Here is a 12115-nt window from a genome sequence, read left to right as displayed (position 1 = left end):
AGGACGTCCGGCTGCTGCCCCTGTGGCAGGGCAAGCTGTACGTCGCCGCGCAGGAGGACATCGCGGGCGCCGAGCGGGCGCTGGACCCGCAGACCACCATGCAGATGTGGGAGCTGTACCGCAAGACCAGCTGGTAGTCACAGCGCTGAGGCGGGGACGGTTTCCCGCCAAGTGGTGTAACAGCGAACTTCGTAAGCTTATGGAGTCGCTGTGCACGGCGGGCAGAATTGATTGGGGCTCTGACTCAGGGGCTCCTGCATGAACTGGTCGAGGCTGAAGCCGCCGCCCGGTCGCGGTGGGGTCCCGGTGGTCAGACAGGGACCCGCACGACGATGCGCAACGGGCACCGGGGAGAAGGTGCTGACCACGCAAGACGTGGACCTGCCGATCTTTAAGGTCAACGGCGGGTACTTCCTGTCCTCGCTGCTCGAGTGCCGACGCTGCATCGGCCAGCTGCTGCGCCGGTACTTGAAGAACATGTTCTGGCGGGACGTACTGCTGCTGGCCATGCGTCGTTGCGCATGACCGCAACGAGAGCCGCCGAGTCAGGACCGCCAGCTCACCCGCGACAGCTTCCATCCCCTACGCCCCCAGGCCGACACTCCGAATGTCGCACCCATGTTCATAAATACTGAGACATCGAGACCAAGATCCAGTCCGCGAGCTTCCTGGACCGGGACGCCTCGCGGATGCACACAGCACCGCTGCCGGCGCCATGGCGGCCCTGCGCAAACCTCGTTCTCGACGCCCTCCGGCCCAGCGTCCCATCAGCATCGCGCTGGCCGCCGGTACGACGCCGGCTACCTCACCGACCGACCACCGCCCTGGGCTTCACGTGATCAAGCCGAACAGATTCCCTGACCGACGTTGCCCTTGCCAGGCGAACGGGGTTGGTGTCCTTATTCATAGAGGTGATTAAGTCTGCCTGGAGTTTCCTGAGGAAGGCCTGCCGCTCGGCCTCGGTACCGTATCCCAGCGCTTTCAATGTGTTGGGAGTGTCGGCGATGACGAGGAGGAAATGCCTGGATTCCTTGTCGACGCTGGTGCCGAGGGGCAGCGGGTCGGTCCAGTATAACAACTGCCGGCCGGCGTTGGTGGTGTGCGGCTCGCCGCGCAGGACGACCTCGTTGGCCTTGCCTGTTGCGGCTGGCGTGGCGGACAGATTGGCAGCTTTATAAATTCCGGAATCGGTGATGACCGTGGTAGTGGGGGGGGCGAACTGGCTGGGCAGATATGTTTGAGTAGGCGCGTCGCTGTTGCGTCCCTTCCAGGCCTCGAAGAGGAATCTAGCGGTTTTGAAGTAGCAGTTTTGGCCGCCGCCCGGGCACAGCTGGAGCCAGTTGAGCGCGGTTCCGGTTTTGGGCGAGGTGTCGGGGCTGTCGGTCGCATGCGAGTTGTACTGGAAATTGAGCAGGCCTCCCTGGACTGCCTGCGGGTAGGCCTGCGCGATGAGGTTCCGATCAATCATCGGCTTGATGACTTGGGCGTCATTGCGCTCGATTACGGAATGGTCCTCGCCGTTCCAGGCGTCGCCAGCGATCTGAACTTTGTCTGGGTTGCCGTTCTTTAGTTCATTGTGGTGGTTGCGGTAGATGTCCCAGTGCCATTGGGTACCAGAGAGCACGGGCGCGTAGTAGTCGAGCCCGTCGGGGGCGAGGCTTACACCTTGCCCAGAATTTATGCCCTGGTACATAGCCGCCAGTTCGCGTGCTGTGTCCCTGTACCCACTCCGGTCTACGGTGGCGCCGAACTCGGAGACGAATGCCGGGGTTCCCCACGTCCGCGCGGCAGCGCGTATGTTGTCGAAGGCGCTCAGGTATTCCCCGTTGGCGGCCGGCACATCCGCGTCTGCCGGACGAAGGTCATCGGGTAGTGCCCGCCGGACGTCGTAGTAGTGAGGCGTGAATACAATCCTTAAGGTGTGCTGGGGGTCGGGGCTGGTTCCCAGCGCGGAGGGGAACCGTATCGGGATGACGCTCTTCCACTTGATGTCGCCGATCTGACTGTTCCAGAAAACGTTCGGCTCGGCGAATTCTAGCTTTTCCTGCCACCCCGTTTCATCCATTGCCTTGCGGATGCTGCGGTAGAACGGCCAAAGTGTCTGCTCGTCCCACTGCTGCGAGGTCACACCTTTATCCATCCCGCCGTCAATGGGCGAATTGATCGGCTCGAAGCCCACAATCCATTTCCAGCTGTCATCCTTCAGCTTGGACTTCAGGTAAGCCAAAACCCTTTTCGCGTGCCGGACAAAGGAGTCCCGAATTCCGACAGTACTGCCGACAATCGCCTGATTGTTCCAGAAATATTGAGCGGCGCGCCTCACTCCGCTAAAGTCTGCCACATTCGCCTGACCCCACTGTTCCTCCTCCACACTACAGGCGAAGCAGTTTTCCGTGCCAGTGAGTCCAAGGCCGCCGATCACCCAATCTGGCATTCCTTCACCCGTGTACTTTGAATTCGCTTTGAACAGCGCACGGCCCTGTAGGTCCTGGTGATATTCCACGATCACACGGAGCCCGCGAGAGGTGGCTTCGTGGATCTGTGCGATCGCCTTGTCCAGGTAGACCGTATTGAGGGTGCCCGGGGTGGGCTCGGTGCCCTCCCACAGGAGCTGGAAGCGCACCACGTTTGAGCCGGCCTCCTGCCTCAGGGCTGTGAAGGAGGCGGCGGCGTCCGAGCGGTTACGGAAGGGCAGCAGGCCGCTTTCCTTCAGTTTGACGGACCCTGACACCGCGTAACCGCGCATCACCACCTGCCTGCCGTAGCCGTCCACGAAGACCTGGTCGTTCGAGACGACGGTGCTTGGCGCAAGAGAGACATGTGCCGCAAGCGTGCTGTCGGGGAATGTGTGCGGGACAGCGCCAGCACCGGCAGAAGGCACACACACCGCGAGCAGGAGCACGCCCGCGCCCGCTGCTACGGCCAGGCGACGCCGCACGGCCCGCCGCGCATAGGCCGTCCTCGGAGGCAATGTGCTGGCCAGTGCACGGCGCGCTGCGATGGCCGGCAACGCGGGACGCACCCGGGCAGCCAGCAGTGCCCCGCAGGCCTTCTCGCGCAATCGTGCTCGCTTCTTGCCTCCTGCAGGCCCCCCGTACGCCCAGGACTGCGGCTTTGTGGGTCTGCTCATGAGAATCTCCACTCTACGAAAGGAAGGACGGCGCCTTACACGAAGCACTGACATTGGCGGTGTGAGGCAGCCGGTGCTGACTGCAGCCCGTTGGGCCGGTGCGGGGGCAGCGGGGCAGCGGGGCAGCGGGGCAAGGAGAGCTTCTTCTTCGTGATCATTGCTGCCAGGAGGTTTATGGTTTTCCGTTGCCAACCGCAGAGCGACAGTGCTGCCCGCCATGACGCGAGAAGGGGCGACGGGGTGCCTCGTCTCTGGCCAGGACCTCGCCGCAGGCTCTTCAACTCGTCCTGTGCGAGCCCCCGGCCACCAAGATCGCGTGCGCCCATCGTCTGCTGATCACGCAGGCTCTGGCCGCGGGCATCGCATGTCCTGGACGTGCTGCGGCGGCGCCTGCCTCGCCCTCAGAGCAGAGGCGTCTGTTCGCGCAGAACACCCGGGCGCCGTTCGGCAGCTCTGGCGCTTCGTTCCGGTGGCCTACAGGCATCGACCACCTTGTGGGGCCGCCTGCCCTGGCCCAGTCACCTCGACGGGGCCCAACAGCGTCCTGCCCCATTGTGGATCACCGACGTCACGGACGCGGCCTGGCTTGTCGCCCACGGGCATCTGACACGGGAGCAGCCCGTGGCCGTGTTCCCTCCAAGGCTCTTCCGTGATCCCTGACGACGGGTGGGGGCAGGACGCCGTGGCCTATCTCCGGACCTAGCTGCTGCCCGGGAAGTGTCCTGTCGATCGCCCACGCGACGTCGGGCTTCAGCCCGACCCGAGTCGAGCGGATCCAGACGTGCCTGCGGGGAGGCGTCGCCTTCAGGCCCTGGAACCAAGGAGGTGATCACCTCACTCTTCGGTAACTGAGGCCTTCCACGGCGGCCCGGGCCGCCGTAGGCACCCACCGCCCGGCATCCAGACCGGCGTGGTTGGTCAAAAGGCCAAGGCCCGACCGGACTTCTCGGTCGACACCGATCTGCTGCGGGTTCCTGGGCGGGGTAACACTCCGGAACGCCAGATGATAGCTCTTTGTAATATCTCTTTGCTTAGAGACATGTGCGTCCAGTAGCGAGCGGGCCTGTTGTGCCAGTGGGTGATGGCCCGTCGGTGGGCGGGATCGAGGGTTGTTTGGTGTGGTCGCGGACGGCTTCATCGGTGCCGCAGGGTTTGCGTGCGGGTGTCGGCGTAGCGCTGGGCGTCGCTGCGGCGCCTTTGGGGCGACGGCGGTTTTCGGGGTCGCCCCATTCGACGGGTGCGGGGAAGCCTTCAGGCGGGACAGTGGCGGCTTTCGATACCCAACTGCTGTCCTTGGGCCGAAGAGTCGTGCGAACTCGGCTCCGGTGAGGAGGCCCTGGCGGGCCGCGGTCCAATTCGGCCCATTCAGTGGCGTTCCAGGTGAGGGTGCGGCCGTCGCGGTGGGCTTGCGGGGATGGCCGTTCAGCGAAGCAACGACGCTCCGTTCGGGCTTACTCCAGACGGTACCTATCGTGCGGGGTGTCTGTGGAGCGGCCCCCGGAAGGAATGGTCCACCAAACGGCGAAGCTGCTCACCGGTCCTGGACGTGCTCGACGTGAAGCCCGGCCACTTGGGCCTGGTCATGCCACGCCGGCTCGGCGTCGGGTCGTACGGCCCTGGTGATGACGGCACGCGCTCCGGGGGGCGAGGATGCGTCGGACCTCGGCGGGTGCGGCAAGCGGGTCGGACGGGTGGCCGGCGCTGGCGTCCGGCAGGCCGGTCCGCTCAAATGTACCCACCCGGAACGCGGCCCGGCCGGGCGACGGGAAGTTGGGGGTAGAGCGGCGGCGAGATCGACGGCGCGCGGTGAGATACCGATGCTGACCACGGGAACATTAAGGGCGCGGCCATGCCCCAGGCCCGCCGGCGCCGACCTCACCCCCTGGGACGCCCTGATTGGTGGCTGTGCAGGTAGGAGCCCGTGAAGATGAATCCCGTCCGCGCAGGTCACCGTGATGGCCGCCTCGATGACACGGGCCTTCTCCGTGCCGGTCACCGAGAGGTACGAGCCCTTGCCGGTACGCGTCAGGACCGGGGCGCGGCGGTTGGCCCAGAGCCTGCACAGCCCCTGAGCGCTGGTTGTGTTCACGGCTGCGAGGAAGCTGTTGCCGTCGAAGCCCTTGCCCCACAGCACCGGGCATGTCCGTCCAGAGCAGGAGAAAGAACGGGCGGCGAAGCTGGCCCCACCGCTAAGGGCGAGACGGCTGACCCGCTGTAACACCCGTCGCCGGTACTCTGCCACCGGTCACCTCAGCCCCGACGAATACGAACGTCGACACCACAGCGCTAAAACGCTCGCCGCGTGATCCATAACCGCGTGCCCCCCTTACGGGGGAAGGCTCCTTACTGACCCATTCCGGCCTGACCATCCATCCACCACGCCACCCAACTCCCGAACAGGGCGGGAGGGTAGGCATAGGCCGTCTCGCTTCAATGCGGCCTGAACAGGCATGCTGCCGTGCGCCCATGCAGCAGCTGCCCCTGGGAAGGGGAGCGTGAGAGATACGAAGGGGCGTTCACTCCCGTGGGAGTGAACGCCCCTCGCTACGCGCTGCTCCCGCTGTCGGACCTCGTCTTGTATACATCGCCAGCCGCGTGCCGCGGGGCCGCCCTCAGCCCCCGAACCCGGGGGCTCAGCCAATGCGCCCGCGTGCAATCATTGCATTGTGGCGTCCAGGTTTTCCTGCAATTGGGCTAGAAGCGGTACGGCGCTACAGAGAGCAAGAGCAGCGAGCGCTGTTACGTTCTGTGTTCGCCCCTTACAGCCTGCTCAAGCCTATCTTCAGGACATTGGCTAGGGGTGTCCCTATCCCTGTCTCTGTCACGGCCAGCCTTGCTTAATCTTGGCAGGGGCGGTGTTCCAGCTCTTGGGTATGAACGTAATTACGTACGCCCCCCTGTCGAAGTCCGCGTATCCGGCGGACCAGCTTCGGAACTTGCTCTCGTATACATGCATCGGGCCCATGCTGCTGTTGGGTGCGTGATAGTGGTTGGCGTGGGTCCATATGGTCCTATCGGCATCTGCTTCTGTTTGATCCCCGAACCAGCCATAATCGAAGTTGACCCACCCTTCGCCAGGCTTTGCGGGGCTGCGCGGAATATTGCTGTCATTCGACATATCCACCAGGCCCGTGCTCTGGTTGGGGCGGAAGGCGTCCGGGTCGCCGTACTTCCTCTTGTCGGGGCTCCGCTGATCCTGCCCGCTCCAGAAGTGCTTCGAGTAGATTACTGCCTTCATCTTGGACGGGTCGTAATTACCGCCGTCCCTCTCCTTGAAGGAGGGCGTATGCTTTAAAGCAGAGTAAAAGTTCGAGCGGCCGTCCTCGCCGAGGAGAGCGTCGCTCTTCCTTGCGAGTTCGGCCTTAAGGTTGTTGATGTAAGCCGCTTCGTCGTGTGCATTTTCTAGAGCCTTGTTCATGACAGCTGCCACATCGCGCGCCCGCCCGAAGCCCTTTCCCTCGTCGAAATTGTCCTTGGCGATGCGTCCTTCAAATTCAGCCTGTGTTTCATTGGGGCGAGGATGCGTGTTTTTCAGGTCGTTCTTGTACTTGTTCTCATCGAAGGATGCGAACGCCAGTTTGTTCGTCGGGTAGGGGCCCGAATTCACCCAAGTGATGCCAACGCAGCCGTAGGACAGCTTGTCTCGCTGCCCTTCGGTCATTTGCTGTATGTTGCCATCCCGGTGGCTGTAGACTTGCTGCCACTTGCGTATGTAATTATTGACATCTGTACTTGCCCTATCTCCGTAGGCCCGGTACGCGTCAGGCGTCCTGTTGAGAGGCTCGGCAGGAGGGATTTCCCTGTTGCCGGCCGATTCGGAGTCACGGAAGGAAGCGTTGGCACTCGGCGGGGAATCCGCCGAAGGCTTTCCTGATAGGCCTGCAGTCAGGGCCCTTTCGTTCAGTTCGTTAATATATTTAACGTCACCCGTCGTCAGGCCGTACGTTTCGGCGTAAGACCCCTTCTTTTCACCGTCCCGGACGCTGGCGGCCTGGCTGACCGAGGGCGCAACGCCGGCAGCGCATATGACCGCACCCACAGTGGCGAGGGTAAGGAATTCGCGACGTTTATGCATTAAAATCAATAACTCCAGTTTGTTGAAAAATCAGGAAATGAAGGCATGCGAGAGCGGTAGGCAATGAACGGGTTCGGGTAGGCCGCTGATCATGAATTTGGCCGCGCTGCCCTGAGCGGATACAAAAGGCCGCAGGTGCTGCGCACGGAAACGCAAGCAGTGCTCGAGGTGGCGGGAGCTATTCGCCGTTCATGACCGCGTGGCGGCCGGCTACGTCAGGGTTGCCGTCGAGGCGGCGACGCGGACCTGATCGTGGTGTTCGGATCGCCGTAGCGGACTTCGACGCGTGTATGGGAGCTATAAGTCGGTGTCAGCCCGGCGGGCCTGGCCGGGGTGGCCGACTATGCGCACGGCGATGTCCGTGCCGAGGAAGGAACCGTAGAATTTACCCCTGGATCGGACACGGACGAAGATTTGAAGCCCTCGATTTTTTATGGCGCGAGGTGGTTCGTCAGGGCCAGGGACCGAAACCCTGCACAGGGGCAGGCCGGACGCTTGAACTGTAAGTTGGCGCGCAGGTGCCCCCCCCCCCAGCGGAAGGGGTTGGCGTCGTCCGCGTTGATCGTGGCGTGGGGTGTCGGTGATCGCAGGCGCAGCGCTCCCGGGGTGAAAGCTCGGGCGAGGACCGGGGTCACGGTGACGCCGGTGAGGGCGCGGTGAGTGGTTCGGGTATCACGTCTCGGCTCCTGGATGGGAATCAGGTTGTACGAGCAGCGATCATGGCCTCGAGGTAACTCTCCTGCAACATCCTGGCTTTAAAACTAGCCACCCTGCCGCATTGGACGGTATCTGGCCATGAATTCGACCGCGCCCAGCGCGGGGATGCGATAAGGCAGCGTTCCTGCGCCGGGCGGGTGGTCCGCGGCGAGTCGGGTACTGATGGTGCGGGTAATCCCGCGGTGGCTTCGATTACCTCGTCGCCCCTTGGGGATCAAGGGTTCCCGTCAGCGGGGGGCATCGGGCTGTAGGAGCTCCGGCGACATGCTCGGGGCACAGTTGGACGATCCATCACCCGGCGGCGCATGGGGTGTTCTTCGCCAATCGCCGCCAGGGACCTCGCGTCCGCTCCGTCGCCGCCGCTGCGGCTGCCGCTGATCCCGGCTTCCCACAAGAAGGCTGGTATAGCCCCGTGCATAGACCCTGCGACCAGCTCCGCTCGCTCCCAGAGCTCGAAGTGGCTCGGCAAGTTAGGCGACAGGCACCTGCTATCGCCATCAGATCTTGTGACTGCATGTTGCCATGCCGTTGTCTGACCACGCTGATCGGTGCGGGGCCGGAGCAGGCGGAGGGACTGGCCCCGCGCACGGCGGACTTGCTCGCGTGGCCTGCCGGAAGAATCGGAGGTACTCCTGCAGGGCGGCTCTTCACCAGCGAGCGCAGCCTCTTCCGGTGTGACCTCACTCTCAGCATCACCTGGCCGCCAGGCACTGCGGTGGGAGGGCAACATGAGGTCGTCGTCGTCAAAGGCAGGGGCACCCGCTCCTCCGTGTGCGGCTGCCATCGGCCCTACGGGGCGGGCTCGTAGACGACGGTGGTCGTGGAGCAGTCCTCGGCGAGCCCGAGGAGGGCCTGTCGTTCGGCGTCGTCGACGGCCAGGCCCCAGCGGAGCTTGGTTCCCACCCAGGTCGCCGCGTACGTGCAGTGGTAGGAGCCGTCGGACGGCAGCCACTCCGCCGGATCCTTGTCCGCCTTCGAGCGGTTGGAGGCGGCCGAGACCGCGATCAACGTGTCAGGGGACCCCTGGTCGTTCGCGTACGCCCCGCGCCGCGCCGCCGACCACGGCGTCCGCTCGGAGTCGTAGACCTGGGTTGCCGTTCCCCCTGAAGAAACGATCACGGTCGCGCAGTCGGCCGTCCGTTCGCGAGGGCACGCCGGCGTGCCTGGAGGTCGGCGGTCCAGTCGGTGGTGGCTCGGTCGCCCGTGCAGGGCGGTGGTGACGTGGAGGCCGAGGAGCGGGGCGAGGACCGCGGGCGGCATGTCCTGGGCGAGTTGAATCAAGGCGGTCGTGCTTGGCGCCGGGGAGGTTCTCCTCCGCGTGCGCCACGATTCATTCGGCGCGCGGAAGCCTTCCGGCTGTACCGGGGGGCCGTCGTGAGGCTGTGACCTGCGGTGGGGAGGTCCTGGGGAGTCACCACCACGAGCTGGTTCCAGTCGTGATGCGGCGGGGGTTGTCCTGGTGAGCCGTCTGGTGAGGAAGCCGCCGTTTCGTGAGGGCAGAGCACAACACCTCACCCGGAAGGCACCCCTATGGCTCCCACACCTCCTCCTCGCAGTCGGCGCAGCCGTGTCGCCGATCGATCTCTGCTGCCGCCGCTGCGCAAGCTTCGCCCCGAGACCGTTCCGGTCCACACGGCACCGCGCAGGCCCCGGCTGGTTCGCCTGGCGATGTGGGGTGTCCTGGGCGCCGGTCCTCTCGCCCTGGCCGCCACTCTCTACGCGCCGCCGACCGCCGTGGTGCAGGCCGCGCCCGCGCCGCACCCCGCCGAAGCCGGCACTCCGGCCGATCCCCGGGGTGCGGCGGAGCTGTTCGTCGACCTGTGGCTGCGCGCCGACGGGTCCGACGCCGACAACGGCATCGCGGCCGGAGTGCGGGCGCTGGCTCCCGAAGTGGACTTGCCCAGACGGCCCCGCTCCACCGACGCCCCGCCTGCGGCCGCAAGGACCCGCGCATGACGAAGCCCACCTCCAAGCCGTCACGTCCGGCGCGCGACGGCACGCAGACTGCGGCCGCCGTGGTCCGCGGCCTACTCAGCCTCACCGTCCTGGCCGCGCTCCTCGCCAGCCTGCCAACACTGCTGGGGTGGCCCCCCCGGAGTAGCGGCCCTCGGCTCCCTGTTCTCAACCGACGCCGCCGGCCAGGTGTCGCCATCGCCGGATGGGCCGGCTGGCCCCTGTTCGCCTGCGCGGTGCTGCTGTAAATCCCCGCCCAACTCCGCGGCCGCGCCGCCCCGCAAATCCGCGGTCTGGTCGGACAACGGGCCGCCGCCACACTCGTCGGGGCGGGGCTGCTGGCCCTGCCCATCACCGCGCCGCGCCCGCCACTGCAAGCCTCTCAGCCCAAGTGAGCATGAGTGAATCCGCCGTCCCTGGTGCCACGGCCGAGAACGGCGCCGTCATAGGCACCGCGGCCGCCGCCGACCGCGGGACTACGCCGGTACCGTACGCCGTGGGGGATGTGAAGCCGAACGAGAGCTTGTGGTCGACCGCGGAACAGAACCTCGGCGACGCCCAGCGCTGAGAAGAAATCGCGGCACTCAACGAGGACCACACATGGTGTACGGCTGTGTCTTCCATGCCGAGCGCCCCATCCACCCAGGATGGATGCTCACCCTCCCCGCCCCAATCGGCCGGCGGCAAACGCATCGAGTACGGCGTGCGGGAAGACGACAGCCTGTCCTCGATCGCCACCGACCAGCTCGGCGACTCCGAGCGGTACACGGAAATCTTCAAACTCAACCAGGGCGAACACCTCCCCGACGCCGTAGGGACCGTCACCGACCCAGATCTCATCTACCCCGCCCCTCCCCCAGGCCGGCACTCCCTCGTCGCCCGCGCCCCCGCGCCACCCCCGCGCGAGTCAGGTCCGACGGGCGGGGCATGCCATGACCCCGTCAGCCGCCACGTCGCCACGTCGCCGGCTGCAACGCCGCCCGTCACGACCTCCCCTGTCCCGGACACCGGCGCACCCACGCCTGCGGCCTCGACCTCCACGCCGGCCGCAACGCCGGCCGACCAGCTCCCCCAGCGAAGCCCGACGGCTGCCATCACTTCCGATGCCTCTGTGCACTGGCCCTGAAGAGCCAGACTGCCGACATCAACTGGGCACTGACCGCGGGTATCGGCACGCTGCAGGCCCCCTCCCTCGCCAGTGCCCTGGGCCTGCGACGCATCCTGCAACGACGCCAGCGATGCGCCGAGCAGACCATCCCCCAGGACGCCGAACCCACCGACACGGAGCAGACCCTCGCCGCGGCCTCGGAGCCGGCCGGCGTCGAGCTCATCGACCATGTCCTGCGCACCCTGCCCAACTTCGCCACCGGCAGCGGCCGCGATCTGCCCGCACTGCGCGGTGCCCCACCTCACGGACACCGAAGGCGTCACGCTCCTTCTGGAGGAACCCGCCGAACCCCTCGCCCCGTTCATCGCCGACCCTGATGCCCGGAGCTGGATTATGGACCGTCAGACATCCCCGGCCACCGCCGAGGAACTCCAGAACATCCAGGCCCCGTATCCCGGACTGGCCACACCCTGGGAGCCGATGAAACGAGCCTGCTCCTCGCCGACCTCACCACCTGGCGTGTCACTGGGCACCTGCGGATGGACGGACTACTGCGCAATCCTCACCACCAGCCTGGGCACCCGCCTTGGCAGGCTCCTGCCGCCGTCGCCGCCGACCTCGGGGAGCTGCTTCTCGAAGCGCACCAGAGGGGGGAACAGGTCCTACCGTGGCTCCTCATCGACGCCGGGGACCATGCGGAGGAGAACTCCGTCCAGCTCGCGGATGCCCTGCCCGCGCCCGTGACCTGCGGACGGCTGTGGTCCTGCCAGCCACCGCCAGGACCCGCCGAGCGTTCCCCACGCCGAGATTCCTCGACACCACACCCGGCCACAAGGCGCTCCTGGCCCTGCTGGAGACCTCGCTTATCCTGCAGCGCATCACGGACGAGCAATACCGGGAGTATGTCCACGCCCTCCAGGTCTCGGTTGAGGCGCCGACCATCGCGGCTGAGTTCTGGGGGTTGCCGAGGACCACTGCCGGGCGGCCGCCGCGGGCGCCCCACTGACCGTCCGGGCCGCCGACATCGACGCTGTGCCTAAGACCGTGTCCTATGTGGTGAGGCGTCGTTGACGTCGGTATGGGGCGGGGCACGTGGAGTTGGATTGTTCCAGACGGGCTGTGGGAGATCGCG

6 protein-coding genes are annotated in these 12115 nt (G+C 65.8%); 3 read left to right on the top strand and 3 right to left on the bottom strand.

All coding sequences use genetic code 11. The features are described 5' to 3' along the window. Positions 1 to 357: 357 nt before the first annotated feature. Positions 358 to 525: a hypothetical protein gene (locus tag ACFYP3_RS35705; protein ID WP_388842070.1), complete on the top strand. Its 168-nt coding sequence runs from the start codon at positions 358 to 360 to the stop codon at positions 523 to 525. Between the two features lie 280 nt (positions 526 to 805). Here ACFYP3_RS35705 and ACFYP3_RS35700 read toward each other — a convergent pair whose 3' ends face one another. The 3 genes from ACFYP3_RS35700 to ACFYP3_RS35690 form a co-directional block, all read right to left on the bottom strand. Beyond that, entirely contained in the window at positions 806 to 3061 is a 2256-nt protein-coding gene (locus tag ACFYP3_RS35700; RefSeq protein ID WP_388842068.1) for a cellulase family glycosylhydrolase, read from the bottom strand. Positions 3062 to 5951: 2890 nt separating this feature from the next. After that, positions 5952 to 7205, bottom strand: coding sequence for a protein-glutamine gamma-glutamyltransferase (locus ACFYP3_RS35695; RefSeq protein WP_388842072.1), 1254 nt, complete (start codon positions 7203 to 7205; stop codon positions 5952 to 5954). A 1506-nt stretch (positions 7206 to 8711) separates the two neighbouring features. Further along, positions 8712 to 9203: a hypothetical protein gene (locus tag ACFYP3_RS35690; protein ID WP_388842066.1), complete on the bottom strand. Its 492-nt coding sequence runs from the start codon at positions 9201 to 9203 to the stop codon at positions 8712 to 8714. Positions 9204 to 9590: 387 nt separating this feature from the next. On the opposite strand from ACFYP3_RS35690, the gene ACFYP3_RS35685 reads away from it, so the two are divergent. Both ACFYP3_RS35685 and ACFYP3_RS35680 read left to right on the top strand, forming a co-directional pair. After that, the gene (locus ACFYP3_RS35685; RefSeq protein ID WP_388842064.1) at positions 9591 to 9878 is read left to right on the top strand and encodes a hypothetical protein; all 288 of its coding nucleotides are present in this window, start codon (positions 9591 to 9593) and stop codon (positions 9876 to 9878) included. Between the two features lie 394 nt (positions 9879 to 10272). Then, on the top strand, positions 10273 to 10443 hold the full coding sequence (locus tag ACFYP3_RS35680; protein WP_388842062.1) for a hypothetical protein: 171 nt from the start codon (positions 10273 to 10275) through the stop codon (positions 10441 to 10443). The last annotated feature ends 1672 nt before the right edge of the window (positions 10444 to 12115 follow it).

The sequence above is a fragment of the Streptomyces sp. NPDC005533 genome, from assembly GCF_042871845.1.
Classification (GTDB): domain Bacteria; phylum Actinomycetota; class Actinomycetes; order Streptomycetales; family Streptomycetaceae; genus Streptomyces.
Note: the sequence above shows the minus strand (reverse complement) of the source record. Positions and strands in the feature narration are given on the sequence as shown.

Coding starts and splice junctions, on each gene's coding strand:
- ACFYP3_RS35695 (WP_388842072.1), bottom strand. CDS start 7,205: ATGCATAAACGTCGCGAATTCCTTACCCTCGCCACTGTGGGTGCGGTC.
- ACFYP3_RS35680 (WP_388842062.1), top strand. CDS start 10,273: ATGAGTGAATCCGCCGTCCCTGGTGCCACGGCCGAGAACGGCGCCGTC.
- ACFYP3_RS35685 (WP_388842064.1), top strand. CDS start 9,591: ATGTGGGGTGTCCTGGGCGCCGGTCCTCTCGCCCTGGCCGCCACTCTC.